Annotated in this window: 20 protein-coding genes and 2 tRNA genes; 9 read left to right on the top strand and 13 right to left on the bottom strand. The window is 53.0% G+C overall.

Going from position 1 to position 26,679, the window contains the following annotated elements; genetic code table 11:
- Positions 1-118 precede the first annotated feature (118 nt).
- Positions 119-1,612 carry a DUF5691 domain-containing protein gene (locus B036_RS0109995; RefSeq protein ID WP_020568569.1) on the top strand — a complete coding sequence of 498 codons (1,494 nt, stop codon included), beginning with the start codon at positions 119-121 and terminating at the stop codon, positions 1,610-1,612.
- Between the two features lie 266 nt (positions 1,613-1,878).
- Here B036_RS0109995 and B036_RS34090 read toward each other — a convergent pair whose 3' ends face one another.
- The 6 genes from B036_RS34090 to B036_RS0109965 all read right to left on the bottom strand — a co-directional run bounded on the left by B036_RS34090 (position 1,879) and on the right by B036_RS0109965 (position 6,592).
- Positions 1,879-2,790: a TPM domain-containing protein gene (locus tag B036_RS34090; protein ID WP_020568568.1), complete on the bottom strand. Its 912-nt coding sequence runs from the start codon at positions 2,788-2,790 to the stop codon at positions 1,879-1,881.
- Positions 2,791-2,833: 43 nt separating this feature from the next.
- Entirely contained in the window at positions 2,834-3,265 is a 432-nt protein-coding gene (locus tag B036_RS0109985; protein WP_020568567.1) for a TPM domain-containing protein, read from the bottom strand.
- 6 nt (positions 3,266-3,271) lie between these two features.
- Positions 3,272-3,859: a LemA family protein gene (locus B036_RS0109980; protein WP_020568566.1), complete on the bottom strand. Its 588-nt coding sequence runs from the start codon at positions 3,857-3,859 to the stop codon at positions 3,272-3,274.
- Positions 3,856-4,923, bottom strand: a complete 1,068-nt coding sequence (gene meaB, locus B036_RS0109975; protein ID WP_020568565.1) for a methylmalonyl Co-A mutase-associated GTPase MeaB — start codon at positions 4,921-4,923, stop codon at positions 3,856-3,858. The genes B036_RS0109980 and meaB overlap by 4 nt, the downstream gene beginning before the upstream one ends.
- Positions 4,924-5,140: 217 nt before the next feature.
- Complete coding sequence (locus B036_RS0109970; RefSeq protein ID WP_020568564.1) at positions 5,141-5,362, bottom strand: hypothetical protein; 222 nt, start codon at positions 5,360-5,362, stop codon at positions 5,141-5,143.
- A 231-nt stretch (positions 5,363-5,593) separates the two neighbouring features.
- The gene (locus tag B036_RS0109965) at positions 5,594-6,592 is read right to left on the bottom strand and encodes a potassium channel family protein (protein ID WP_157472100.1); all 999 of its coding nucleotides are present in this window, start codon (positions 6,590-6,592) and stop codon (positions 5,594-5,596) included.
- A gap of 177 nt (positions 6,593-6,769) precedes the next feature.
- Between B036_RS0109965 and B036_RS0109960 the strand changes: the two genes are divergently transcribed.
- Positions 6,770-8,125, top strand: coding sequence for a Gfo/Idh/MocA family protein (locus tag B036_RS0109960; protein ID WP_020568562.1), 1,356 nt, complete (start codon positions 6,770-6,772; stop codon positions 8,123-8,125).
- 290 nt (positions 8,126-8,415) lie between these two features.
- On the opposite strand, the gene B036_RS0109955 is transcribed toward B036_RS0109960, so the two are convergent.
- Positions 8,416-10,287 carry a S8 family peptidase gene (locus B036_RS0109955; RefSeq protein WP_020568561.1) on the bottom strand — a complete coding sequence of 624 codons (1,872 nt, stop codon included), beginning with the start codon at positions 10,285-10,287 and terminating at the stop codon, positions 8,416-8,418.
- Between the two features lie 273 nt (positions 10,288-10,560).
- Here B036_RS0109955 and B036_RS0109945 point away from each other — a divergent pair, with 273 nt between their 5' ends.
- Positions 10,561-11,661: an alpha/beta hydrolase-fold protein gene (locus tag B036_RS0109945; protein WP_020568560.1), complete on the top strand. Its 1,101-nt coding sequence runs from the start codon at positions 10,561-10,563 to the stop codon at positions 11,659-11,661.
- A 214-nt stretch (positions 11,662-11,875) separates the two neighbouring features.
- Here the strand turns inward: B036_RS0109945 and B036_RS0109940 are convergent, their stop codons facing one another.
- On the bottom strand, positions 11,876-12,535 hold the full coding sequence (locus tag B036_RS0109940) for a sterol desaturase family protein (RefSeq protein ID WP_020568559.1): 660 nt from the start codon (positions 12,533-12,535) through the stop codon (positions 11,876-11,878).
- A 68-nt stretch (positions 12,536-12,603) separates the two neighbouring features.
- Positions 12,604-13,695 (bottom strand): PLP-dependent cysteine synthase family protein, encoded by a 1,092-nt coding sequence (locus tag B036_RS28820; RefSeq protein ID WP_020568558.1) that lies wholly within the window; start codon positions 13,693-13,695, stop codon positions 12,604-12,606.
- 238 nt (positions 13,696-13,933) lie between these two features.
- Between B036_RS28820 and B036_RS0109930 the strand changes: the two genes are divergently transcribed.
- On the top strand, positions 13,934-14,359 hold the full coding sequence (locus tag B036_RS0109930) for an NUDIX domain-containing protein (protein WP_020568557.1): 426 nt from the start codon (positions 13,934-13,936) through the stop codon (positions 14,357-14,359).
- Positions 14,360-14,373: 14 nt separating this feature from the next.
- On the opposite strand, the gene polA is transcribed toward B036_RS0109930, so the two are convergent.
- A complete protein-coding gene (gene polA, locus B036_RS0109925; protein WP_020568556.1) occupies positions 14,374-17,199 on the bottom strand; it encodes a DNA polymerase I in 2,826 nt (941 codons plus the stop codon).
- 752 nt (positions 17,200-17,951) lie between these two features.
- Here polA and B036_RS0109920 point away from each other — a divergent pair.
- The 5 genes from B036_RS0109920 to B036_RS0109900 all read left to right on the top strand — a co-directional run bounded on the left by B036_RS0109920 (position 17,952) and on the right by B036_RS0109900 (position 21,168).
- Entirely contained in the window at positions 17,952-18,788 is an 837-nt protein-coding gene (locus B036_RS0109920; RefSeq protein ID WP_020568555.1) for a GNAT family N-acetyltransferase, read from the top strand.
- Between the two features lie 155 nt (positions 18,789-18,943).
- Positions 18,944-19,894 carry an alpha/beta hydrolase family protein gene (locus B036_RS0109915; protein WP_026231851.1) on the top strand — a complete coding sequence of 317 codons (951 nt, stop codon included), beginning with the start codon at positions 18,944-18,946 and terminating at the stop codon, positions 19,892-19,894.
- 151 nt (positions 19,895-20,045) lie between these two features.
- A complete protein-coding gene (locus B036_RS31900) occupies positions 20,046-20,525 on the top strand; it encodes an OmpA family protein (protein WP_020568553.1) in 480 nt (159 codons plus the stop codon).
- Positions 20,526-21,015: 490 nt separating this feature from the next.
- Positions 21,016-21,089, top strand: a tRNA-Leu gene (locus tag B036_RS0109905).
- Between the two features lie 5 nt (positions 21,090-21,094).
- A tRNA-Leu gene (locus B036_RS0109900) sits at positions 21,095-21,168 on the top strand.
- Positions 21,169-21,211: 43 nt separating this feature from the next.
- Here B036_RS0109900 and B036_RS0109895 read toward each other — a convergent pair.
- The 3 genes from B036_RS0109895 to B036_RS0109885 all read right to left on the bottom strand — a co-directional run bounded on the left by B036_RS0109895 (position 21,212) and on the right by B036_RS0109885 (position 26,463).
- On the bottom strand, positions 21,212-22,690 hold the full coding sequence (locus B036_RS0109895) for a DUF5723 family protein (protein WP_020568552.1): 1,479 nt from the start codon (positions 22,688-22,690) through the stop codon (positions 21,212-21,214).
- Between the two features lie 342 nt (positions 22,691-23,032).
- Positions 23,033-24,976, bottom strand: a complete 1,944-nt coding sequence (locus B036_RS34230; protein ID WP_020568551.1) for a 4Fe-4S binding protein — start codon at positions 24,974-24,976, stop codon at positions 23,033-23,035.
- A 131-nt stretch (positions 24,977-25,107) separates the two neighbouring features.
- On the bottom strand, positions 25,108-26,463 hold the full coding sequence (locus B036_RS0109885) for an NAD(P)/FAD-dependent oxidoreductase (protein WP_020568550.1): 1,356 nt from the start codon (positions 26,461-26,463) through the stop codon (positions 25,108-25,110).
- Positions 26,464-26,679: the final 216 nt, after the last annotated feature.

Raw genomic sequence — 26,679 nt, 5'->3', positions numbered from 1 at the left:
ATTCCATTAGCCCATTATTCTCTCATTCCCTCCCCGGCGAGCGTCCAAAGAGCAGCGAACGGCACTTGCGGTAGCCACTCACCAACTCAATAACTCACCAACTCACTACCTTAGCCGCATGTCCACCTGGCACGACACCCTCCTCAGTACCCTAACCCTCGGCACCGCCCGCCGAGACATCAACGCAGAGCTTACCCGCTGGCTGGAAGCTAACGATGCCCTGGACCCAACCGCTACGGCTGATGTCGCCGAACAACTGCTCACCGCCTGGACCATCACAGAACGTTTGCAGCGGCTACAACCGGGGCAAAAAGTTGACGCCAAAACAGCTGCCGCAGCAGCTGAAGAGCGGGAACTCCCGGGCCCACGACGTACACGGGCACTGGAGCTCATTCTACGGGGCACCTACCCTACGTTACTCCCCGAAGCACTGTCGGTGCTCGAACAACGCCAACTCCTGCTCCCGCCGCATCTGTTGCCAGAGCTGTTGGAGGAGGCGTTAAAACAACTGACCGATCAGCCGACCGTCGCCCGACAAATGCTAACAATTGGCGGCCACCGGGCCTTATGGCTGGCTCGGCAACATCCGGACTGGTCGGCGCTTGACCCGGACATTGATCTTTCCGTCGCATGGGCAGCGGAGGCCACACCTGGCCGGCGGACCCCTTTGCTCCGTCGCTGGCGCGCCGTTGCACCAGCAGCTGCCCGGAAAGGCCTGGCCGCCATCTGGAAGGGGCAATCCCCTAAGAACCAGGAAACGCTGTTAGCTGGCCTGCAGGTGGGCCTGAGTGCTGATGACATTCCTTGGCTTCGGGCAGGACTGGGGCCTAAGCGGCGCGGCGTCCGCCGCGCAATCCTGCGCTTGCTGTTACTGGCCGGCGACCCGCAGGCGCACGATGAACTCATCCAGGTCGCTACCGCCGCCTTCGATGATAGCGGTCGTTTCCTAAGCTTTCTTTCTGACAATGATGCCAAGGCACTCCTCGACACCTATGGCGGCCTGCACAAGCAAGAATCCATCAGCGAATTCCTGCTCGCCAACTTACCCCCGGCTACCCTGCCGGAATTGATCGACAAACCCTTGCCGGAGTTCTGGGTATCCCTAACCAAAGCGCAGCTGTATGCTGCCGCGACGGCCATCAAAGATTATGCGGACTTGCCGGTGGCCTCCGAGTTTATCGACTTTGCCCTACAGGCCAACATCGCTCAACTGCCCTCCGGTCTGGTTGCGGAGATCACGGCCATGCTTCCACAGGAAGATTTCCTTGCCACCTTTCACCAATTGCTTACTGCTGAACAGCATGCGCTTCATCATGGCGGAATAGCACGCCTGCTGGTACTATCCCGGCTACAGCCATGGTCAGAGCGGATCAGCAAAGCGTTTATCCTACAGCTGGTCGGGACATTACGTAACCTCACGCAGTTACCTTTTGCGCTGCAACGTGATCTTCAGTCGCACTGGAAACTGTGTATTCCATTACTCTCCCCAGACATCTTTGGCTGGAGTCGCACCCATTTACACAGCATGACAGAACGATCGGATGTATTCGGGAAATTAGCTACGGAGACGTTGCAGACCCTGGCTTTCAGGCGGGTGTTGTGGGAAGAATAGCGGCTTTAAGAAAAGAGCTATTTATTCGCCGCTGAAAGCTTTCGCCCCTTTACTCTTCCGGGCAAATGGTTCACCTCACAGTGCAGTCAGCCAATTCTAAGCGCGAGCTTTGTTTAAGGAATAAGGTGCTTTGCCGGATCAGGCGCGGCCGCAGGTGCAAGGGAGAGGTAACAAGAAGCCATGGAGACTTCAGGGCACAGCCCTTCGCCCTTAAACCTTTCTTTGCACCTGCGGCCGCGCCATATTGATCGTAGCATGGCAACTACCTACCAGCCGCCGCCGGCTCCACCGCCACCGAAACCGCCGCCGCCGAAGCCGCCAAAACCTCCGCCGCCGCCACCAAAGCCGCCGCCACCGCCGCCAAAACCACCACCGCCGCCACCGGGAAAGATGATAAAGCCACCGCCACGACGCCGACGCCGACGCACCTTCCGGTTCGGATCGTCCATGTCGTAGGGGCCATTACGCCAGTACCCACCATCCTCGTCATCGTCGTCATCACCATGTTGATTACCAAAATAAGAGATGAGGAAAAAAACGAGAAGAATCAATCCAAAGATGACAATTGGGGGTATCCCATCAGCGCTCTCTGCCGGCACATCATCAGCGGAGTATTCTCCGGTGCCAAGTTCCATGATCCGGGTAGTTGCCTGATCGATACCGACGTAGACCTTACCCTGCCGGAAGGCGGGTTTCATGATCTGATCGATCACACGTTTAGCCAGGATGTCGGGCAGAAAGCCTTCGGCACCGTAGCCCGTCAGGATTTGAATACGCCGCTCATCGCGGGCAATGTAAACCATCACCCCGTTATCATTTTGGGCAGAACCACCAACTCCCCAGCCGTGTGCAATGGCCAGCCCCCGGTCGAAGGCCGTTTCGCCTTCCAAAGAGGCTTCGGTAACTACCGCAATCTGGGTTGAAGTTTCCAGGGCGTATTGCGTCAATTTTTGTCGCAGCTGATCTTGTTCCTGCCGGCTCATCATCCCCGCGTAATCATTGACCAGGTCATTGGTCTTTACCGGGATGGGGCGCTGAGCAAAAAGCGGGAGTACGAACAGCAAAGCCAGGACCAACGTAGTGTAACGCAGGGAAAGCGACCGGATCGTTTTGTGGGAAATGGTATTGATGATAATTGATTTTAATACTACCTCGTTGGGAGAACTACCGTTTGCCAATGGCGGAACGATTGTCTCACCCGACGAGAAGCATGCTTTAAAACTAACCGCCGTAGCTGATCGTATCCGGCAATTCGTTCACGTCGTCTTCCTGATAAGGGAAAAACTTTTTCAGCTTTTCTCCAATCTGTTGGATGACCAGTTCGATGCCACGGGCGAATTCGCCTTTTCGGAAATGGCCCTGCATGAGATCGCGTTCGCTCTCCCAGAAATCAGCGGGTACGAATTTGTCGATGCCTTCATCACCGATGATGGCGAACTCCCGTCGGTCAACCTCCAGCAGGATCAGTACCCCGTTGCGGTCAGCCGTCTTGTGCATACCAAGTTGGTTAAAAATGCGCTTGGCCACGTCAAGGGCAGGCGCGTCAGCGCCCACCTCCACGTGTACCCGAATCTCACCAGAGGTGGCGAGTTCGGCCTGCTGGATAGCCGCCACAATGGTAGCTTCCTCCTCTTTGCTGAAAAATTTAACCATCTGCGATTAAAACTTTACTTCAGGGGCATTGGCTGAACCAGCCTGTGCCTCGAACTGCGGCTTTTCACTAAATCCAAATACGGACGCAAAAACCGTACCGGGGAAGCGACGAACAGATTTATTGAACTCTGTGGCCTGCTCATTGAAACGCTTACGGGAGGTGCTGATGCGGTTCTCAGTGCCTTCCAGTTGCACCTGCAGGTCACGGAAAGCCTGGGTAGCCTGGAGCTGTGGATAAGCTTCTGCTGTAGCCAGCAGACGACCAAGACCAGTAGTAAGCTGCCCCTGCGCTGCCTCGAACTGCTGCAGTTGCTCAGCGGTCATATTGCTTGGATCAATGTTGATGGAAGTGGCCTTGGCCCGGGCGTTGGTTACTGCTTCGAGGGTACTTTTCTCGAATTCAGCGGCGCCTTTTACTGTTTCCACTAGATTTTTGATCAAGTCAGAACGACGCTGGTATTCGGTTTGTACGTCAGCCCATTTGAGTTCAACGTCTTCTTCGCCGTCGACGAAGCCGTTGTAGCTGCCGCAACCGGCAATGAGGAGTACTGCGAGCACGGCGATAACGATGCCGAGGGTACCAAATGATTTCATGGTTGTGTAGTTTTCGTTTTATAGAAGTCCGCCAAAATAACGTTTGAGGCGGAAGAAAGGGAAGATTGTTTGTCGAGAATACGCTGTATTCCGTCGGTTGTTCGCGTCTGATCGTTCAGAAACCTACGAAAATCGAGTAGCAGATCAGCTTCGCAGCGTTCACGGAGCCATGCGGCACGCTGGCTTTTACGGCGGGATTGCAGGAGCCCGGCGGCAGTCATTTTTTTGGCGTATTCGGCCAATTGTTCCCGGATGGCGGGGAGGCCATCGCCGGTTAGGGCGGAGATGGTCAGTATTTTTACGGTCCAGTCGTCGGGCCGGGCGGGCGCGAGGTGGAGCCCCCTTCGGAGTTCGAGGGCCGTCTGTTTTGCGGCATCGGGTAACCGGTCGGCTTTATTGACGGCAATGAGGTCCGCCAGTTCAAGAATACCGCGTTTGATGCCCTGAAGATCGTCACCAGCCGCTGGCTGGGCCAGGAGCAAGAAGGCATCCGTCATGCCGTGCACCTGCCACTCGGCCTGACCTACACCAACGGTTTCAACAATGATGTAGTCGTAGCCTGCCGCTTCGCAGAGCAAGACGGCTGCGCGGCTGGCGGCTCCAACGCCCCCCAGGTGCCCGGCCGATGGGCTCGGGCGAATGAATACATTAGGATGGCGGGTAAGCTCCTCCATCCGGGTTTTGTCTCCAAGGATGCTCCCCCCGCTTAGGCTACTGCTGGGGTCAATGGCCAATACGGCAAGCTTATGGCCCTGACCAGCCACTTCCAGCCCGTAACTTTCAATAAAGGTGGACTTGCCGACGCCCGGTGTCCCGCTTATCCCCAGACGAAAAGTGGGGAGCTGAGGTGGATTTTTTTCGGCCAGGTCGATGAGCTCATCGGCCAGCTGGCGGTCAGCAGGCTGAGCACTTTCCAGCAAGGTAATGGTCTGGCCAAGGGCCCGGCGATGGTCCTTACTTTGTAACCGGGAGAAAATGTCAATGGCCGACAGAGGCCTTGGCTCCGGCCGGTAGCGGAGATTCGGATTAACAGCGGGGGCAGCGGATTTTTTCTTCTTTCCCAAGGTAAATTCGTGTTAACAGTGCTTTAAGATAGCCCCTAAAGTTATCTAAAACCGGTTTGAATACTCGGCGGAAGGAAAGCTGACAGCTTTCTTTGATAAAGTCCGGCTCCCGATCGTTCCTCCGATCGTTTCTTACTTAACCGTAAACGCGAGTCTGCCCGGAAGTCGTGGCGGGGCCGGATTTCATTTTTTGTCAAAGATTCGGTCTGATTGGCACTTAACCTTTGTCCTCTTCCTCCACCCGATTACTGACCCGGTAATAATGTAAGGCTCCGAGAAAGAGTACGTTAAGCACACCATAAATCAGGCTCGTAGTAAAAGCCTCCCCCGATGATACATCATCCCATAACAGCTTATAAACAAAGTAGTAGGCCGGGACGATGACCAGAAAGAGAACGGCACAATAACGTAAGGTGCGTTGAAGGCGTGGTGAAATCATTTGATGGAGTTTAGTGAGAGAATGGTAGGCTTGTCACAAGAACCCCCACGGGGTAGGGTATTCAATACGATAGGGATTCTCCCCGACGATTTTTAGCGCTCAAAAGGCCTCCTACGTTTAACATGACCTCCCGTCGCACCTGCCTGCCGGCGGCCTACATTTGAAGAGCAAAAGTAGCAAAACTCTTTGGCTGTGTGCCGGTGGCTAATCGGCTAACGAAGCCCCAAAAGCTTAAGTAATCTTCAGGTACTTCCTCAGGGCAAGGATTTGCGGCTGACTGCCTACAGCGATGAAACTACCGCCGGGCTCCATTATTGTTTCCGGTGAAGGGTTGACATCATACTTTCCCCCCGTCAGGCGGTGTCCAATTACGTTGACGCCAGAGTGGAGCCGTAAGCCCAGGTCAAGCAACTGTTTACCGCGTAGTTTATCGGGCAACTGGTCGTAACGAATTTCCTCGAAGCCGATGTCGCTATCCAGTTCATTCGTGACGTAGCTAAAGAATTCCACCGCTCCGGGTTTACTGATCAGTGTTGCCATGTAGAAACCACCAATTTGCTCGGGCATAATGACGTGGTTTGCACCGGCCTTCCGCAGTTTTTGTCGGCTACGGGCCTGGTGCGCCCGGCTCACAATGCGCAGTCCGGCATTTAGCTCCTTAGCCGATAGCACGATGAACAGGTTGTCTGAATCATCATTTAGTGCCGTAATCAGGCTGTTAGCCTGGGCGACACCCGCTTCGACTAATATTTCATCCCGGGTAGCGTCGCCAATAACGTATAACAAATCTTCATCCTCGAATTCGGGGAGACTGAACTTCTCTTCGTTCTCCTCGATGATGACAAAGGGTTGTTTTTGCTGGATCAAATGACGAACCACCTCCCGACCGTAGCGGCCGAAGCCACAGATGATCGTATGGTCTCTAAGGGCATTGACTCGGTTCTGCATACGACTGTTTTCCATTTGTTCGAATAGTTTCCCCTCGATAACGTAAAAGGAGAAGGCCGCAAGGGCGTAAGCCACCACCCCGATGTTGATGAGGATCATTATGGAAATAAACAACCTGCCCGTCGGCGTCAACGGTTCTACTTCTCCGAACCCTACGGTAGAAATAGTAATCACCGACATGTAAAACGCATCGATGAATGAATAATTCTCAATAAGGATCAGGCCGATGGTTTCCAGCAAGGTACTCCCCAACACCAGCACAACCGCTGTCTGCAGATTCAACCCAACGGATTTAAGGCCAAGTTTTTCCAATATATCGGAGAGGGAGCGCAGTTCGAGGTTGATTTTGGATTAATGGATATTTCCGGGGTAAGTTACTACCTCCGGAGCCGAATAGTTCAGGCTCACCAATCAATTCCTTCCAATCTTGTACCTTAACCAGCACAAAAACCACCCAACATGCGCCGAAGACAATTCCTTCAAACGTCCCTTGCCGCTCCTGCGGTCCTGTCCACAGCACCTGCGCTCCGCGCCCAAAAAAACACGCCGGTGAAAAGCAAGATAAATATTGCGGTACTTGGCTCCGGGCTGCGCGGCCAATCACACATTGACCTGATGGTACGGCGGGACGATTGTGTGGTTACCGCAATTGCCGACATTGATCCGGAGATGGTACGCCGGACCAAAGCAATTTTCGAGAAGCAGAATAAGCCCTTACCAACATTCTATGCTAACGGCCCGAAAGATTACCTAAACCTCCTCGAAAAGGAAGACCTCGATGCCGTGATCATTGCCAGTCCCTGGCGTTGGCACACCCCCATGGCCGTGGCTGCAATGCAAGCTGGTTTATATGTAGGAACAGAAGTATGTGGCGCCTTCTCCATCGACGAATGCTGGGAGCTCGTGCGTACCCATGAAGCTACGGGCAGCCACCTCTTCTTCCTGGAGAACGTCTGTTACAGGCGCGACGTAATGGCGGTGCTCAACATGGTCCGTCAGGGCATGTTCGGTGAACTCCTTCACCTGGAAGGTGGGTACCAGCACGACCTGCGCAACGTAAAGTTCAACGATGGAAAGCAGCCCTATGGCGGCGGGGTAGAGTTCGGCCCCAAGGCCTTTCATGAAGCCCGCTGGCGCACCGCCCATTCCGTTCACCGGAACGGAGACCTGTACCCTACACACGGCGTGGGGCCGGTAGCTAATTACATCAACATCAACCGGGGGAACCGATTCGTAGGACTAACTTCCATGGCCTCCAAAGCCCGGGGCCTGCACGAGTACGTCGTCAATCACCCGCAGGGTGGTCCCGGCCACCCGAACGCAAAAGTTGAATTTAAACTCGGTGACAAGGTTACGACCATGCTTTCCACCGCCAACGGTGAAACCGTGGTGCTACACCACGATACTAACCTCCCCCGGCCATACAGCCTGGGCTTTCGGGTACAGGGCACCAAGGGGCTGTGGATGGACGTCAATAGTTCCCTGCACATCGAAGGTGTCAGTGAAGCGCACCGCTGGGAAAAGACGGAGAACTACTTCGAGAAGTACGACCACCCGCTCTGGCAGAAGATGGCTGACCGTGCCGTGGGCGCGGGCCACGGCGGGATGGATTTTTTCCTCGTCAACGCCTTCGTCGAAGCAGCCAAAGCCAATGCCACTGCACCAATTGACGTATACGACGCTGCTACCTGGCTGGCCATTACGCCACTGTCGGAACAAAGCGTAGCCCAGGGCGGAACATTGCAGACCTTCCCTGACTTCACTAACGGTAGGTGGATGGACCGGAAAGTGGACTTTGCAATGGGGGAGTATTAAGGTCGAGGTCTCGGGTTGTCAAATTATTGAGGTGCCCACGATCCGTCGAAGGGGTGGTTCGGCCGTCCGACAAATCCTTTTGGCCTGCCGAAGGCGGACAAAATTTTGTCTGACGACTCCTCTCGGGTTGACATTGGCCAGAATCCAGGTTAGGTAATAAAACAACCCACCCAAAAAACAGCTTGCCGAACCAGTAACGTTACTGGTTCGGCAAGTCTGTTTAATATGGTTTTAGCGGTAGCAGCCAACTTTAGCTGGGACTGCCACAGTCAATAGTGGCCTATTATTTACTATTCGAATTCGGCACAAATTGGCAAATAGTTTCCGTCAACTACCTGATTGTTATCCCGCAATGGGATCGACCTTCTCAGAAACGCCCCGCGCCAATCCTCAAGATCCCCATTATTGTTGGCACCGACGAAACCAGCTACACTGCGGGTCACCATTGGTGCGGAGATTGAAGTCCCGGCGATGAAGACGACCTCGTCTTGTGAGGCTCCATTGCGGTCGGGAGAGGCAGAAGTCAGGTAAGCCGATACATCCACCAGGTTACTACTAAAGCTGGAGAAGAACGTTTTAACCGGATCTTCAGAGATGTCGAAATCCGGGTAAGTCATTGAACCAACCGTAAGCATATTATCCAGTTTATAGGAAGCTTCACTGAAGGCTGCAGGCCATTGCGGTATCATATCAAGCGGTGCGTTCTCGTTGCCTGCTGAAGTGATCACAATAATCCCCTTGCTATCGGCCCGACGCATCGCACATTCAAGGGCAATTGGAGGGTTGTCCTGGATGATACCCCAACTCATATTAATGATGTCACTTTCGGTATCGATGGCACTATTAATTGCCAGCAGGGCACCGTAATATGTTGCCAGGTTCTGACTACCAAATATCTTATTGTGCACGACCGTAAGTGGCGCCTCCCCATTGTAGCCACCGATAACCGTACCGCCGGTAGCCGTACCATGACCAATTTCATCATCGGGCGTGGAATCGCCCCGGATAAAGTCATAGCCAAGAGACCCATTGACCAGGAATTTGTTTTCCGGCCCGTTACGGTACAGGTACTGTGCCCAAAGACTGGACCAAACGCTTTCCGTTGCTACCCCGCTGTCGATCATGGTTACCATTACCACATCTCCTCCACTTTGGGTACTTCCTTTTCCTGGCTCAAAACGGAGGCATTCAAAGACTTCTGGTGAAGGTTTAAAACAGAGGTCTTCAATACCAAACTGGCCGTTAGACGAGCAGTCTTCATCAGACTGGTACAAGCCGTTACCAAACGAAGATACCGTAATGGCGTAGTCTGGCTCCACAATAAAGTCGGTAGAATCCTGCTTTGGTCGGCGGGGGTTCGTCAGTGGCTTGTCTGCACCTCCGAGGGCGCCTTCTCCGCCAATGGCATTGGGATTCATGCCTGCCGGCACATCAAGTGCAAGTACGGTGGCACCGTCTCCTACACATTCTTCACTGAGGGGCAGGCCAAGTTCTTCGCCCCAATTGCGTACATCTGCAGCAGAATTACAAGCGGTTATAATGAGGCGCTGGAAGAATCTGTCGTCGCAGCTAAAATCAATAAATTCGGGACCTTCTCCGCCACGGTTATAGCTAATACCCGGCCTATTTGGTGGAGGCTCGGGCAGATTATCGTAAGACGCAACGGCAATAAAGTTACTGGGAGCAAGCGTATAATTATCGTAACGAGGTGTGGTAAACAATTCGTAGCTAATGTAAACGTAGACGTCTTCAAAGTCACTCCCGTCGTTGATTGGCTCAGAAATTGCAATCGCTTTGCTGGTGAGACAACTGGTTAGTGCCGAGATGTTTTCCTCACAATCTGCACCAAAGACCTGGTAAGTAATTTCGGCAGGAATACCAACGTACAGGTGCAGGAATAATTCTCCGTCGGAAGAGGGATTCAGGCGAACGATGCGGCTCTTGGTTCCGGGGACACAGTCGATGGGTAACGTAGGAAAGGAACCTTCCTGATTATTGGCAAGGTCATTAAGGTATAAAGGAACAGGTTCGCAACTACCGTCACTGAAAGGAACTGTGGGTACGTTTAGACTGCACGACGGTGGCACGACTTCGTCGTCACAACCTGGCCAAAGCAGGACGGCGGCAAACAGGGCAAAGCCCAGAAGAATCTGATGTTTCATAATGTGTTATTGAGAGCGATGAAGGGATAAACAACCCGGAGAAAAACTCCGGCATCGCTGGTTTATGTGTAGGGATGAATGTCTGTTACAAAATTAGGGACTTTTTTTTATCGAAAGTTAGGGGATAAAGAGTAGAATCCAGGAACCAGAAGCCAGTTTCTGAAAAAGGCGCGATCGCGGGTGCAAAAATGGTTTTGAGAAAGCAAGGAAGGTAGGTACGTTGAATTAGCAAACCTTGTTAGTTTTGCTGCCAGTAATTCCCCACCTCTCCGTATGCCTAAGAAAACATTGAAATTAATCACGGATTCAGACGACGATCGCCCAATCTACGTGGCAGGCTCGTTCAACGAATGGTCGGCAGGAGACGAACGGTATCAGATGGCCTCATCCGATTTACCCAACCAATATGAGTACACTTTCGATTTCCCCGATGACATATCGCACATCGAATACAAGTATACCCGGGGTGGCTGGGAAGGGGTTGAACTCGGCCGGTTTAATGAAAGTGCGATGAACCATGGTCGTCACGTTGCCGATGATTGGTCAACGCCAGACCGTGTGAGCAACTGGGCGAATGCCGGGCTACATTACCGTCCGGAGTTATTGCCAAAAATCGTGGTAATCAACGAGGAGTTCGAGATTCCTCAGCTCATTCGTACGCGGCGGGTGGCAGCTTTGCTGCCCCATAATTACTACGAATCTGACCGGCACTACCCCGTACTGTATCTTCAGGACGGTCAGAACCTATTCGATGACAACGCTCCTTACGGCAGCTGGGGCGTAGACAAACAGCTGGCCAGCATGGCTGGCCGGGGTCAGGGTGACATCATCATTGTGGCCATTGACCACGCCGATGCGCAGCGGGTCAGTGAGTTCACCCCTACGTTTAAAACAAAACTTGGCCGGGGGGACGGTAGCGACTACTCCCGGTTCCTGGCCAAAACCCTGAAACCTTACATCGACGATCATTTCCGTACCCTCCCCGGCCCGGAGCATACTGGCATCGGTGGCAGTTCTTTGGGCGGACTGATCAGTATTTACGCCGGTATTCTTTATCCACAGGTTTACGACCGGCTGATGATTTTCAGCCCATCTCTCTGGGTCACGCCGGAAATACCTTTCCACCTCACCAAGGTAACGCACAAATTCAGGGGGAGAATTTACCTCTACGGCGGAGAAGCCGAAAGCAAGACGATGGTCCCGAATTTGCACCGCCTACAAAAAGGACTGACGAAGCAAAGTGAATCCGACAAAGTGGTGTTCCGGCTGGAGGTTGACCCACATGGACAACACAACGAAGCCCGTTGGGGACAGGAATTCCCCAAGGCTATTGAATGGTTGTTTTTTAGTGATGTGGCTGTGACAGCTCCCTGATGCAGGGGTTGAGCGAATGCGCGTCTCGATTGCTTTAGAATGATTCGCGACGCAGTTGCTTAATCCAGCATCGTCTGCAAAGCACAGCAATCTCTAGCTCCCTGCCCGGTAACCATTTCACTGCACCTGCGACCCCGCCCTGCCAATAAACATGCAGGGGAGGACATCTTCAACTCCGGAAAAAACGCACGTGGGCACTCCCTTACATGGCATGCTACCGCACAATCTCCACCGCTTTCTTACGGTCCCGGTCGCTCTTAGGCATGGTACGGAAAACGTAGTCCCACAGAGGCTGTGAAACGCCATAAAGCACCTCGTCCTTACTGTAGTGATGCAGGGCGTGGTTGACCCACAGCGCTTTGAGAAAATTCTTTGGCGGTGGGTACATGTGGACGGTGTAGTGTACCACCAGGTACATGGCGTAGCCTACTACAAATCCTGCCAGGTAAGCAAAGGCATACTCCTGAATGATCAGTTTGAAGAGGAAAAGCAGGGTGGTAGAAATGATCACTGCCAGTACGGGCGGCATGGCCAACCGACGCTTGTCCTTCGGATAATCGTGGTGAAACCCGTGCATATTGTAGGTCACCTCCTTGTACTTATCACTGGCGCCGTGAGGTGGGTGGTAGACCCAACGATGCACCACGTACTCCATGAAAGTGAAGGCAAGGGTGCCGGCAAAAAAGAGGCCAACGACGGTCCAAAAGCCAATATCCGTTTTAGCGGCCGTATACCAAAGCAGACCGGTTGCGTAAACGAAGAAGATAATGATGGGCGTGGCGATGTGTGTTTGACTAAGCCGGTTGAGCAGCTTATTCTCGAACATGGGCGGTGCCTCACCGTTAGATTTGAATTTCGTGGTACTATTTTTCATACGGCACGTTTTTGGACGAATAATTGGCCATGCCAATTATGTGAGGGTATGCTTATACATAAACGCTATCAGACTGAGGTCAGTTTGAGCGTCTCTTTAATTTTACGACCATACATGCGCTTGTACACGCGGTACATGCGCTGCAGGTGTTTGACACTGTAGGAAGCAGGCTCCCCGTTTGGCCGTAAGTAGCCTTGTTCCTTCATCCAATCATCGTTAAAGACTTTACCGAGGTAACGACTTCCGTGATCGGGGAACAGAACAACGACGACGTCATCTTTGGTAAGTTGCTTTCGTATGGCAAAAACGGCTTCCAGGGCTGCGCCACTGCTGTAGCCCAGCAGCATGCCTTCCCGAATCGCCAGTTCCCGAACGCGCAGCGCAGCTGCGCGGTCGCCCACTTTAATGAATTCGTCGATCAGATCAAACGCTACATTATCAGGAATAATCGTTTTGCCTAAGCCTTCTACTTTCCAGCTGAAGATCTCATTGGCATCGAAAACACCGGTTTGCCAGTATTTTTTCAGGACCGAACCATAGGCGTCAACGCCAATGATGGTAACGTTTGGGTTTTTCTCCTTGAGGTACCGGGCGGTACCCGAGAGGGTGCCTCCCGTTCCGGCACAACATACGTAGTGCGTTACCTTTCCTTCCGTTGAATCCCAGATTTCCGGCCCGGTGCTGTGGTAATGGGCTCCACTGTTGTCGAGGTTCCAGTTTTGCCGCAGGTAGAAACTGTTGGGAATGGTCGCCGCCAGGTGTTCCGCCTGGGAGTAATAAGATTCAGGATCTTCCGGAGCAGCATCTTTAGGACACAGCACGATTTTGGCCCCGAGGGCCGTCATCAAGGCGCGCTTTTCCGGCCCCGCCTTATCGGAAAGGGTAAGAATGCACTTGTAGCCTTTAACCGCCGCAATCATGGCGATGCTGAAGCCGGTGTTTCCGCTGGTCGCCTCAATCAGGGTAGCCCCTGGTTTTATTCGGCCTTTTTTCTCCGCCTGCTCAATCATGTAAAGTGCAGCGCGGTCTTTGGCCGACTGCCCAGGATTAAAGGATTCTACCTTTCCGTAGACCTTCGCCGGTATGCGGTCGCCGCAAATTCGGTCCAGGCTAATCAGAGGCGTATTCCCGATGGTTTGCAGGACGCTTTCGTGAAGCATAAGTGATGTTTCTGTTTGTATTTCCCGTCAATTCAGTTCGTCCGGGTTTCCCCTCAGATGAAGGTTAATTCACTGTAGTCGCCCCAATATAAGCGATTCGTCCTATTTTGCCCCCCCGTAACGTATTATCGTACCGGAGAGAACTTACCCGCTTAAGAAGGGTTGGTTCATTAACTACGCAAAAGTAACCATTTCGACTGGCACCCACGGTTTCACCCCAAGATTTACCTTTTTTTTAATGGCAAAATTCGCCGTATCCCTCAAAGCTCGTCTCATTTTGCAAAGCCATGGACGGCTCTTACTCCTTAAGCAAACTAAGCCTAACGGTGGCAATTACTCCCTTGTAGGTGGCACCATCGAGCGAAGAGAGTATGCTGCCCGGACCCTCATACGTGAAAGCTGGGAAGAGGCTGGTATCCGTTTGGACAAAAAAGACCTCGAGCTGGTCCACGTCCTCCACAAACGCTCCAAGAGCGAACATCGCATCGTGCTCTATTTCCGGGCCTACCACTATAAAGGCTCCCCCGAAAGCAGGGAATTAGAGAAATTTGAGAACGTGGAATGGTGGCCCCTGAAAGAACTTCCGCCCAACCTTACGGGAACGGTACGGCATGTGCTGAAGGCTTACAATGCGGGGCAGTTGTATTCGGAGATGGAGAAGTAGCGGCTCCGCCGCTACTAATGTGCCTCCAGCCAATTATCCCCCCGCCCAGTCTCCACCACAATCGGCACCGCCAAGTCAGGAATCGCCTCCCGCATCAGTTCTTCGATTAGGGGGATGATACGGTCCACCTCGTCTTTCGGGGTATCGAAGACCAGTTCATCGTGCACCTGCATGATCATCTTAGTTTTGAAGTTGCCATCGCGGAGCGCTTTGTCAATGCGGATCATGGCCACCTTGATCATATCAGCAGCCGTACCCTGGATCGGAGTATTCATCGCCATTCGCTCGGCGATCGAGCGGGTAAGGCCGCTCTTGGAGTTGATGTCGCGCAAGCCGCGCTTACGGCCCAGCAGGGTCATGGCATAGCCTTCTTCGCGGGCCGTCTCCACGCTGGTGGCCATGAATTCTTTCAGGCCGGGGAAGCGTTCGTAGTAGTTTTTGATCAGCTGGGAGGCTTCCTTTCGGGTGATCTCCAGTTGCTGCATCAGGCGGGTAGCGCCAGCGCCGTAGAGAATGGCGAAGTTGATGGTTTTTGCCTGGTTCCGCTGGTCGCGGGTGACGTCCTCGAAGGGAACGTCGAAGACCAGAGCAGCCGTGGCGGTGTGGATGTCCCGGCCCTGCTGGAAGGCCTCGACCATGCCTTTGTCACCGCTCAGGGCAGCAACTAAACGCAGCTCGATCTGACTGTAATCCGAGGCCAACAGGACATGGTTTTCATCCCGCGGGATGAAGGCTTTGCGGATTTCCGCTCCCTGTGGCGTCCGCACGGGAATGTTTTGGAGGTTCGGGTTGGCGCTGCTGAGGCGGCCGGTGGCCGCCACTGTTTGGTTGAAGCTTGAATGCACCCGGTTCGTCTCCTTATTTACCAGGCTTGGCAGCGCGTCGACGTAGGTACTAAGTAGCTTCGACAGGCTTCGGTAACGAAGAATTTTCTTCACGATGGATGCTTCGCCCGCCAGCTCCAGCAAGGTGGATTCGTCCGTTTTAAACTGCCCTGTGGCCGTCTTTTTGCCTTTATACGGCAGTTCCATCCGGCCAAACAAAATCTCTCCGATCTGCTTCGGGGAGGCGATGTTGAAGGGCGAACCGGCTTCGTCGTAAATCTCATGTTTGAGGCCTTCAATCTCGGCACTCAGCACCCGGCTGTAGTTTTCCAGGAAAGGTACGTCGAGGTTTACGCCAGCCAATTCGATGTTTTTCAGCACTGGAATCAGCGGCGCTTCGATGGTTTCGTAGAGCTCCACCAGTTCTTCCTCTTCCAATTCTGGCCATAGGGCGTGGTACAGCCGCAGGGTGATGTCGGCGTCTTCGCAGGCGTAGTCGACTACTTTATCGACGGCGATCTGCCGCATCGTCAACTGCTTTTTCCCTTTGCCGATCAGCGATTCGATGGGCACCGGCTTGTAGTTCAGGTACGTCTCACTCAGCAGGTCCATTTTGTGCCGCTTATCGGGGTGCAGCAGATAATGCATCACCATGGTGTCCAGCAAGCGACCCTTCACGGGAGCGCCGTAGCGCTCCAGCATGGTCAGGTCGTATTTAATATTCTGGCCTACTTTTTGCGTTTTTTCATCGGCCAGTACCGGGGCGAACTCTGCCACGATCGCTTCTGCTTCGGCGCGATCGGCGGGCACGGGGACGTAGTATGCTTCTCCGGCTTTCCAGCTAAAGGAGAGGCCGACGAGTTCTGCAGAAGTGGCGTCTACGCTGGTCGTTTCGGTATCGAAAGCATAGAGCGTTTGTTCTTTTAGCTGCGCGATGAGCGCTGCGCGTTCTTCCGGCGTTTCTGCCTTGTGGTAGGCCTGTTCGGTGTTGCCAATGTGGTGGTCGGCAATGGCGTGCGCGGCAGGTTTGGCGAATCGACTACCTTTTTTGGGCGCGGCCGCAGGTGCAGGGGAGGCAGCGGGAGCAAAGAGGCTACCCTGGGCACCAGCCTGAGGCTCGGCATCTTCCTTCACCCCCAGTACCTCGCTGGCAAGACTACGGAACTCCAGATCGCGGAAAACATCCGTCAGATGCTCCCGGTCAAAATTCTCGATTTTATAAGCTTCTGCGTGGAACTGGACACCAGGCACGTTGACTTCAATGGTCGCCAGCACCTTACTCTGCAGTGCCTGCTCCCGGAACTCCCGCAAACGTTCCTGGTTCTTTCCCTTGATCTTGTCGGTGTTTTCCAGTAGGTTTTCGATGCTGCCGAACTCTTTGATCATCTTTTCGGCCGTCTTCGGTCCGATGCCGGGTACACCGGGGATGTTGTCTACCTTATCGCCCATCAGGCCCAGCATGTCGATCACCTGATCGGGATGGCTGATGCCCCACTTCTCCAGAATCTCCGGCACGCCGAGGATGTCGATGCCGTTACCCATCCGGCTGGGTTTATACATGTAGATATTTTCTTCTACCAGCTGACCGTAATCCTTATCTGGCGTCACCATGTACACCTCATAGCCCTCGCGGGCGGCCTGCTTGGCCAGGGTGCCGATCACGTCGTCCGCCTCGTAGTTGTCCTTAATGATGATCGGGATGTTAAACCCCTGGAGGATTTGCCGTACATATGGGAAGGCTACGTTGATGTCTTCTGGTGTTTCTTCCCGGTTGGCTTTGTAATCTGCCGCAATTTCGTTGCGGAAGGTCGGTCCGCTGGGATCGAAGACCACCGCCAGGTGGGTGGGGTTCTGCTTTTTCATCAGGTCCCACAGCGTGCGCGTGAAGCCGAACATCGCCGAGGTGTTAATCCCCTTAGAGTTGACCATCGGCCGGTTAATGAAAGCAAAATGAGCACGGTACACCAGGGCGTGACCGTCTAGGAGGAAGAGTTTTTTTGTTGGCGTGTCTGGCATGGGGCTAAGGTAGGGAATAGTGAGGGTTCGGACTATCACGCCAACGATGTCTACACATCTTTCCTGTAAAAATACCGGAGGGATCGAATTTTGATTGGCCCGGGTTAGGCGGCACGCCAAAACACTGGATTTGGAGTGGGCTGACAAGCTGGCGGCGCCGTGCACCGCAACTATATAGGCACCTCCATCAACCTTGAGTAAAAGCCCATTGAGTGGCCTTTCACCCAGGGCAATTATGATCTTAACCCTTCCAGGGTCTATTTTATAGATAATGGCCGATAGTGCATTGATTTATCAATGGCTTTTCAAACCACTAACGGCTCCTTAAACTGTCCCCTTGCACCTGCGGGCCCGCCAAATGGTTTATGTCGTTACTTGGCAGTTACGATCCTTTACCGAAGCAGAACTCAGCATTTTACTGCAGTTGGCGGGGTTTCATGTCCTCGAGGCAATCGATAAAGCATCCTATTGCTTTCCCTGCTAAGGTATTGGTGGCGGGCAAAGAGGGTTAATTACACCTGACCGGTTCCGAGTATTAGTATTATACTCGATGGTTATCACGGCCAGATCAATGAAGGGGCCGTAATACCTGTCTGGCACGTAGGTAAACGTTAGATATTATCGGGCTGGTTGTTGTTATTGGGCGCGGCCGCAGGATGCGACGCCAGGCTTTCAAAAGCAGGGGAGATCATCGAAACGCCATAAATCAATCGGTTACGCAACTATAACCGAAATTTAAGAAGTTACCTTCCATGAATATTTTACTCAAAAAAGGAGATTACCAAACGAATGCCATGCTAACCAACATTACTTCCAAAGTAGCCGACCCGAAATCGTTATCCAAGTTCCGAGAACATTGGCAGGAAAGCTTAACCGGCCCCCAGGACGGTATGTGGGAAACATTCCGCGACACCGCCGAACACTGGACCTTCACGGCCAACGATCAGTTAATTGGTTACGCATGCGTCAGCGAAGAACATGGCCTTATCCAGTTCTATTTGTCTCCGAAATGGCGGCACGTAGCGGTGGAAACATTACGAGGATTCATTAAGCGTGAGGCCATAACCAAAGGAATCGTGGGCACCAATAACCCGATATTTTTATCTGCAGCGCTGGAGTTGATGCAATCGGTAGAAGTGGATACTTACCTGTTTACCGATCAGGTTCAGGTTGTGGTTGAAGAAAAAGCGGGCGACTTTATGCCGGCCAAAGAGGCAGACCTTGATCGGTTGGTCGGCTTTTATCACCAAAGCATTGGCGCGCCCGAATCCTGGTTACGCGGCTACCTTGGCAACCACGTTCAACGTGGTGAAGTCTTTTTCCTGCAACAGCAAGACACTATCATCGGCGCTTGCGAGGTACGGAAGAGTACCAGCAACGATACCATTGCGGACCTTGGCATGGTCGTTTCCCCCGACTTCCGAAGACAGGGTTACGGTGCATTCCTGCTCGGCAAAGCGAAGGCCGTTGCCCACGAGTGGGCGCGTGCACCAATTTGCTCCTGTGAAAAAGACAATATTGGCTCGACCCAGTCGATCCAGAAGAATGGTTTCCGCAGTACGCATCAGCTGCTTAGGGTTACGTTTTAGTTGCCCTGCGCTTTCCATCCTCCCTGCACCTGCTGCGGCCGCGCCCTAATCTCAGCGAAACACCTTTAATGTTTTACTAAAGCAAGGACTACACGGTGTTGAAACGCGGTAAGCCGGGTAGATTAGACGATGCAAACAACCTCTTTCAATTCGATATGAACTACCGACCGGCCTTACACGTATTGCTTTTCCTGATAAGCTGCCACACTGTAGTACATGCACAGAATAGCATAAAAACTAAAGACGCCGTCCCCATCAACGGCATCAAGCAATGGATCGTCGCTGACGGGAAGGACAATACGAAACCCGTATTGTTATTCCTGCACGGCGGTCCGGGTTTCCCCTCCCGTCCTTACGCGAAGAAGTTTGTAAAACTCCTTCGTAAAGACTTCATCGTGGTGCAATGGGATCAACGCGCGAGTGGGCTGACGCAGCATTTCAGCCCTAATTCAAATGCCCTGACACTTGACCTTTTTCACCAGGACACCTACGAAGTAGTTGACTATCTCCGTAAACGCTTTTCCCGGGATAAAATCTTCCTAGCTGGCTTTTCCTGGGGTGGTTTTCTCGGTTTACGATACGCGCACGACCATCCCGAAAACCTACATGCTTATATATCCGTAAGTAGTATGATCCATAACTATGAGAGTGAGCGACGCACATTGGAGCTCCTAAAAGACAAGGCAAAGAACAATCCGGTAGCCCTTGAGGAAGTTAAGCAGGTCAATATTCCTTTTACCTCTTGGGAGGAATTATACTACCAGCGAAAGTGGACAAGTGCTATTATTGACGGCAAGCCTTATAAAGGCGAAGCCGTCCGACTTCTATTCGAAAAATGGTCCAAAACCTGGTTTATGCTATTCCAACGGGCTTCTTTAGTCGATTACAAAATGACGGCACCTCAATTAGCGTGCCCCGTTTACTTCTTTCTAAGTAGGCGGGATTATGTTGCAAACCACGCCGTCAGTGAAGCATATTTCAAGATACTGGAGGCACAAGAAAAAGAGCTGATTTGGTTCTATGAATCCACCCATGAGATTCCTGGTGACGAGCCTAAGAAATTCAGTGCGGAGTTAATAAAAATTGGTCGGAAGCAAAAAGAGTAGAAGGTGCTTCAGGCGCGGCCGCAGGTGCAAGGAATAGCAAGGCACCATTGCCTCCGAAACAGCCGCAAACCCACTGGTAATCACCGGATTAACAGTTTACGTTCAAACCCTAAAAGGTTTTCTACGTTGAGTGGTTATCGGAAAATACTGGATGGCCAAAGTATTTCCCGATAAGCTCTATTTCGGAGCGGTCAAATCCATTACCATGAAACACCTGCTCCCCCTACTGCTAATGACCTTCCTTACGGGAACAATACAGGCCCAGCCAACCACCTCCCCCGCCGATCAAGACCACATCATTTCCATCTTTTTTGGCGGTGGTAGTTATTACATCGACGGGGAGCAGGCCGCTAAACTGAAAGACTTCCTGGATGGCCTGGGTGACCTGGAGGGCTACGAAGTAGAAGTGCAGGGCCACACCGACGACATCGGCAACCGTGCCTACAATCTCCGGCTGTCAGATTTTCGGGCCAGGGCCGTAAAAGCGCTGCTACTTAGCTACCCCATCCCCGAAGAACTCATCGACATGCTGCCCCTGGGTGAGGATGCGCCGAGTTTCAACAATGAAACCTGGGAGGGAAAACTTAGCAACCGGCGGGTAGATGTGATTTTTAAACGAATTCTTTTTTAGGTCCTTTCCTTCTACCCCGGTAGCTATCCGGCCACCAAAAAAGTACGCCTTCCGCAACTTCCTCCGCACCCTGTGACATGATACGGGTACGGGAATGTTGCACCAGCAACAAACCCGTCTCATAAGCCGGAAGTCGTGGATTTGCCACCACTCCTGCAACAACGGGCTTAATAATGAATACGAATACTTGTCATTTACTTAGTTCTTCGCTCTGCCCTTCCAGGCGGTGGATTCCTTAGTACGTGAAATCGTGACTTTAGAAAGCCCCGCCAGGATAATATTCTTAGCGGGGCTTTTTGTTTTGTGCCCAAACCGTAAAGGTTTGGAATACTGTTGACTTACGGTTGGTAGTGTTTGCTGGCGCTCAACGCCACGCAATTTATACCGTCACTCCGTAGGATATCAAGTGTGATGAAGGTGTTGGTTCCTTCGCCGGGTTGTGACTCTGGTGCGAAAGCTTGCGGGTTCGATTCCCGTCACACTGACAAAAGCGGGCGTATGCTAACTGGCAACGCACTTGGTTTTAGAAACCAAGGTATGGGGGTTCAAATCCCTCCGCCCGTACTACCGCCCCGGTAGGCTAAGAGGAAACGCCAATAGGCTTAAAATCTATTGTTTATGGGTTCGAGGCCCGTCTGGGGTACCTATTGGAAAGCCGAAAGGAAGAATTCCCCGGTGTGCTAACGCTAAAATTCATAGCACTTTACCCGCTGCCCGCCGTTCCGTCTACCGCGATTCCGGCCACCAGATTTACCTTTCTGCCCCGGTGCAAAATCGTGGATTCGCAGTCCGAGGTAGAAGCTGCCACCGTCCAGTTTCTGCGTTTTGAGCAGGGAGCCGAATAGACGGTCCGTTCCGAGATAAACGGGGCCCAGACGCGCCTGAAGGCCCACGTTAAATTCCCGCCAGTCGTAGATCCCTGCCGTCAGCCCGGCACCAAACCACCAGCGGCTGTAATGTACCGCAGTAGCCAGCTCCTCCCCCCTACTCAGCTTGCGAAGCCCCAATGGCACATCTCCCCGATAGCTGGCAGAAAACTGCACGGCCTCCAGGGGGCGGTAGCTAAATTGAACACTTATGGCCGTTGGCAGCCCAACGTTAAACTCGTCGCCTACCTGGGAGTCTGGCGTTCCGTTTACCTGCTGGCTTAATGTTGACAAGACGTAGTTCACACTATCTATGCCCGAAAACTGATAGTCGTCGCCTACCAGAAGTGTTTCCCCCGTATCAGCAAACCGGTGACGTTGCGCGTCGCGGTTAAAGTTGAGAACGCCCACATCCAGCAGAGACACCCCTACAGTATAGCGATAGCCCGGGCCGTCTGTTTCTCCCCAGGCGTATTGCATGCCCAGATCAATTGCATAGCCTGCCCCAGACACCCCTAACTCAGAATTTTCATTAGTAAAAGCATTGCTGAGTCCCAGCTCTGTGGCCGGATTAATCACCACAACGCTGTCTTCGCCAACCTGTCTTAAAGCCCCGCCTCCCGGGTTGTATCCTGAAGCACCCACCAGCGGCAGTAAATAGCGCGGGCTCACGCCAAAACGAATCTCCCCATCGTTTCCTGAAAGAAACGCTCTGGACAAGTGTAGCCCGACCTCCCCCCAAACGGCACCCGCAGCATAGGCTTCATCGACCGGGATATCCACTCCATTTGGCACCTCGTTGTATGGGTAGTAGTTAAGATCTGGGTCCAGCCCTCTGGTGCTTCCTTGGCCACGCAAACGAGTGAAGGCACCGATCCGGGTATATTGCCCTACTTGCACGGAGAAGGATGGGCCGGTAAGCTCGGTAGCTATACGCGCAAAAGCCCGCTTATTATCTCGGGGGAAGTCATAGTTGTATCGGGTACCATTTAGCAAGAAGGAAAGCTCGTTATCGTTAAGATCAATACCGTTGCTCGTCCTCGCTTCTCTGAGAAAAGCAAGACCGGCAGTATTGCGCAGAAAGATGTAGTTATTACTGATTTCACCACTGAAGCTCCCAAAATTCAAATCCCAGGAGTAAGGCGTAGCTGCCGTCGCGGCAGGTTGCAGGAAAGCAGCGGACAGCCCCGCATGAGGGTCAAGGGCCCAACCGGATTGCTGTTGGGCATAAAGATCAGAACTAAGTGAAAGGCTAATCAACAGGAATAGCCAAAGAAAATAACGGGAGAGACAGTTCATTAAACACGAGCCTGAAATATGAAGTAAAGCAGGGTTAGGCTAGGTTTCTTTCCTGTTAACGTTTTAACTATTCATCTATGTATATCGGATCAGTAGTTAATTCTTTTGTTTTGCGGCGCGCACGCAGGATGCAATATAATGGTTAAAGGGCAATGATTCAACGTGTTGCCTCCTTGCTCTTTTTACTTTCGCATGCACCTGCGGCCCCGCCCTCTGGAGAAGGAGTGAATAAGAGAATCGCGGAATGGGAGAATGGCAATCGCATGCACCGTTCGCTACGCTCACCCGGCGAACAAGCGCAGCGCAGTAAGTGGTGGCAGCGGTAGCCATTCTCCCATTCACTTACCCCATCAGGGAAACACCTCCCTCCTCAGAAATGTGGATCACCCGCTCGGTCTCCGCCCGGGTGGCAACGTCTTCACTGGAGTTTTCCAGGCGCAATACACCCCGTGGGCAAACCGCCGCACAAACCCCACAGCCGACACAGCTGGCCCGAACAATGTCTTGCCCGCGTTGCGCGTAGTGCCGCACGTCAATACCCATTTCGCAGTGGGTAGAACAGTTGCCGCAGCTGATGCACTGGCTGCCGTTAGTGGTGATCCGGAACCTGCTCTGGAAGCGCTGCACCAACCCGAGGTAGGCCGCAAGTGGGCACCCGAACCGGCACCAAACCCGGTTCCCCATCAATGGGTAGAACCCGGTACCGACTACCCCGGCGAAGCCAGCGCCGATCAGGAAACCGTACCATTTCTGGATACCGCCCGTTTGGATGCCAAACAACTCTCCCGTTCCGGTGAAGTAAGTGTAGAGCGTCATGCCCGTCATCACGATGGCGGCCACCAGGACGCCGTGGATGATGTAGCGCTCAAATTTCCACGCCCGCAGGCTCTTGTCGCTGAGTTGCCGCCAGGGATCTCCCATGGTTTCGGCCAGGCCGCCGCAGCCACACACCCAGCTACAGTACCAGCGCTTGCCCACCAGGTGGACCATCAGCGGGACGCCAACAATAATCAGGAAGATCCCCCAGCCAAGCATGAATAGCCCGAGAGAACCTGGGGTATTCAGGAACCCGTCGATAGACCAGCTGAAGAAAAAATCGTAGTCGAGCGGCCAGATGTTTTTGAAGTCGTACCAGGGCTTGTTGAGCGCCACCAGGATCTCGGGAATCATGAAAGCGAAAGCCAACTGGAAGAACATCACGGAGATCGTCCGGATGATCTGGTATTTATTGTGGCGGTATTTCGAGATCATTCTTATACCCATTACAATCATGATCGTAGTGTACATCAGGCCGTAGAGGAACCACTGGCTGGCTTCGCCGCCACTTTCTTTACCGCTGAAAAACTGATAAACTCCTTCGCTTAGCGGACTCACCATCGCCACCCAGGCGACAATGTGGTGGCTGGCCCAGTACAGCAGCACGTAAAACCCGATGAAGTAGGTCCCCGCCAGAATGCCAAGCCAACCGCTCAGGCCCTCGGGGCCTGCGTCCCGCGCATCGCGCCCGAAGCTGTTGTGGGCGAACAGTACCAAGGCGATGATTACTAAGGCGATTACGCCCGTTACTGCGGGCCAGAACAACTTATCGTCCATGTAATAAAACCCGTAGACCAGGATGCCGACGGTGGTAAACGTAAGGAACAGCGAGCGCCAGCTGAGGTCGAGCCCCCGGGTGAGTGGGTTATGAAAAATGTGATCGTTTTTGATGCCCGGCTTCGCCGTAAATTTCGGGATGATGTAAAGTAAACCACCCAGTGCACCCAACCCGAAAGTCAGCAAAAAAAACAGCCAGGGATTATCGCTTACGGGGCCGGTGGCAGCATTTTTTATCCAGCCCGTTCGTTCGCTCTCTAGCTTCCAGGAAGGCAGCTCCACCTGCCATATCTGTGCCGTGACGGGTGTTCCGTCTTCGTTAGTCTTAGGGTTACCCTCCTCATCAACGTCTTGTGGTAAACCTTCTGTTTCGTAAAATTCTTTTACTCGTGCCTGGGCAATACTGTAGGTTTCCTTTAGCTTTTTTTCTGCTGCGAAGGTAGATCTCATTGTCTCGGTAAGGAGACCTGTTTCTTCCGCCGCAATCTTGAGGTGCGCCTGGTGAAAGGTCGCCGCCTCCTGCTTCCAGTAAACTGTCTCCCCTTCGGCTGGTGCAAAAGGAGCGATCAGTTGGCTTTCGGTAAATTTATAATTGTCCAGCCCGAGCATTGCGGTAAATATCAGCAGCGCGATGGCGAAGAGCACCAGGCCGAGGTACTGAATAGCAGATTTGTTGGTTGACTTAGATGGCATTTGTTGGTTCTTTAGTCTGTTGGACTATTGGTTCGTTGTTGGGTTGAATGCGGGTTAAGCGGACTTTTGCCCGCCAGCTACCGGGAGGTTTCTCGCTCCGCTCGCCAGCCTGAAGGCCGGGTAGCCGCCAGTTAAGTGCTCACCGCTTTCCGTAGGAATCGGAGGGCAGCACTAAGTCCCCGTCTGGTTTTCAACTCCAGGGCTTTGCCCGTCTGCTGGTTGTATAAGTCGACCACATCGGCCTCGTACTGCTTGTAAAACTCCGGGTCAAAGTTTGCCAGGCCAAGGTTTTGCAGTACCTGCTCTACGTGGGTGCCTTCTTTGATCCATTTCTCACAGACTTCGTGGCGGTAACGGATGCCCATCAGGTTAAAGCCTTTGACGGTACCGTCGCTTTCTTCGTAGTTGATCCGGACGGCGTGTTCGCCGTCTTCGTGCTCCCAGTAAAGGGTGGCCAGGCCATCGCGTCCTTTGGCCGGCACTTCGCCGTAAACCTGGTATTCAATGTCCATGAATTTTGCTGAGTTGAACCAGATACCGGGATCGTATTCGATGCTTCGCCCCAGGATATTGTAGGCGACAGTTTCTCCCATCATGCGGCCAGTGTACCAAATGGCCTCGATGGGCCGGCGGCCGGGCCGGGGTGTCCGGGCTTCCGCACAATCACCAATGGCGTAGATGTTGGAAACGGAGGTCCGCAGATGATTATCAACCTTGACTCCACGGCCCAGCTCGATACCTTCCGATGATTTCAGGAAGCTGACGTTCGGACTTACACCGGCAGTTAGGCCTACGAACTGGCAGTCGATTTTCTCCCCATCCTTAGTGGTGATGCTCCCCGCTGCGCCGTTCCCGTCGTCGTGAATAGTATCCAGTTCAGTATTCTCCCGCAAGTCGATGTGGTGGCTTCTGATGTGCCGGCTTACCATCCTACTTTCTTCGGGCGGCAGGGCATTGTTCCAGTAAGAAGCTTCCCGGATCAGCAGTTTGACGGGGATTTGCCTACTGTGCAGCATTTCCGCCAGTTCGATTCCGATGAGGCCGCCGCCAACAACCACCGCCGTCTTGATCTCGTCCGTTATTTCTTCGAGGTATTGCAGGTCCTGAGCGCTGACCATTCCGCCTACACGGTCAAGGTCCTGACCCGGCCAGCCAAATTTATTCCACTGGCTACCGCAGGCGATGATCAGGTTGTCGTACAACATGGTCTTACCGTCGGCAAATTCCAGTTTATTATCCTTTTCGTGCACCTTTTCCACGTAGTTCTTCACCAGGTCGATCCGGTTCTTCTCCCAAAAGAAGGGTTCGTAAGGCATCAAATCCTCCCAGCGCATGTGCCCCATGTAGGAATACATGAGGGCGGTGCGGGAAAAATGGAATTCGGTTTCGGCTGAGATAAGGGTAATTCGAACGGCATCGTCGAGCTTACGCAGCCAGCGGGCTGCGGTTACTCCGGCAATGCCGTTGCCGATGATGGCGACGTGCATATGGGTGAGTTTCTGTTATTAGCGCTGCTGCAGTGGCGTCATTCGGGGGAAAAACACCATCGCGTTAATGCTATCTGCCGTAAACTACGCTTTTCACCGCTTTTCATTGCACGGTAGTAAGGGTGGTGTCGGGAATAGACGTTTAAAAAATAAGTGAAGGAGAGAATAACGGAAGGAGAGAATAGCTGCCGCAGGCACCTTTCACGGCGCTTCGCT

Origin of the sequence: Neolewinella persica DSM 23188, assembly GCF_000373105.1 — a bacterium.
In the GTDB taxonomy this organism is placed as follows: Bacteria; Bacteroidota; Bacteroidia; order Chitinophagales; family Saprospiraceae; genus Neolewinella; species Neolewinella persica.
The sequence above is the reverse complement of the archived record's forward strand: the minus strand, read 5'-3'. Positions and strand labels throughout refer to the sequence as shown.

Bases quoted from the DNA above. Each gene is read 5' to 3' on its own strand.
- B036_RS0109985 (WP_020568567.1), bottom strand. From the start codon at position 3,265: ATGGTTAAATTTTTCAGCAAAGAGGAGGAAGCTACCATTGTGGCGGCT.
- polA (WP_020568556.1), bottom strand. From the start codon at position 17,199: ATGCCAGACACGCCAACAAAAAAACTCTTCCTCCTAGACGGTCACGCC.
- B036_RS31900 (WP_020568553.1), top strand. From the start codon at position 20,046: ATGGCCAAAGTATTTCCCGATAAGCTCTATTTCGGAGCGGTCAAATCC.
- B036_RS0109930 (WP_020568557.1), top strand. From the start codon at position 13,934: ATGGCAAAATTCGCCGTATCCCTCAAAGCTCGTCTCATTTTGCAAAGC.
- B036_RS28820 (WP_020568558.1), bottom strand. From the start codon at position 13,695: ATGCTTCACGAAAGCGTCCTGCAAACCATCGGGAATACGCCTCTGATT.
- B036_RS0109970 (WP_020568564.1), bottom strand. From the start codon at position 5,362: ATGATTTCACCACGCCTTCAACGCACCTTACGTTATTGTGCCGTTCTC.
- B036_RS0109940 (WP_020568559.1), bottom strand. From the start codon at position 12,535: ATGAAAAATAGTACCACGAAATTCAAATCTAACGGTGAGGCACCGCCC.
- B036_RS0109915 (WP_026231851.1), top strand. From the start codon at position 18,944: ATGAACTACCGACCGGCCTTACACGTATTGCTTTTCCTGATAAGCTGC.
- B036_RS0109920 (WP_020568555.1), top strand. From the start codon at position 17,952: ATGAATATTTTACTCAAAAAAGGAGATTACCAAACGAATGCCATGCTA.
- B036_RS0109995 (WP_020568569.1), top strand. From the start codon at position 119: ATGTCCACCTGGCACGACACCCTCCTCAGTACCCTAACCCTCGGCACC.
- B036_RS34230 (WP_020568551.1), bottom strand. From the start codon at position 24,976: ATGCCATCTAAGTCAACCAACAAATCTGCTATTCAGTACCTCGGCCTG.
- B036_RS0109960 (WP_020568562.1), top strand. From the start codon at position 6,770: ATGCGCCGAAGACAATTCCTTCAAACGTCCCTTGCCGCTCCTGCGGTC.
- B036_RS0109945 (WP_020568560.1), top strand. From the start codon at position 10,561: ATGCCTAAGAAAACATTGAAATTAATCACGGATTCAGACGACGATCGC.
- B036_RS0109980 (WP_020568566.1), bottom strand. From the start codon at position 3,859: ATGAAATCATTTGGTACCCTCGGCATCGTTATCGCCGTGCTCGCAGTA.
- B036_RS0109955 (WP_020568561.1), bottom strand. From the start codon at position 10,287: ATGAAACATCAGATTCTTCTGGGCTTTGCCCTGTTTGCCGCCGTCCTG.
- B036_RS0109885 (WP_020568550.1), bottom strand. From the start codon at position 26,463: ATGCACGTCGCCATCATCGGCAACGGCATTGCCGGAGTAACCGCAGCC.
- B036_RS0109895 (WP_020568552.1), bottom strand. From the start codon at position 22,690: ATGAACTGTCTCTCCCGTTATTTTCTTTGGCTATTCCTGTTGATTAGC.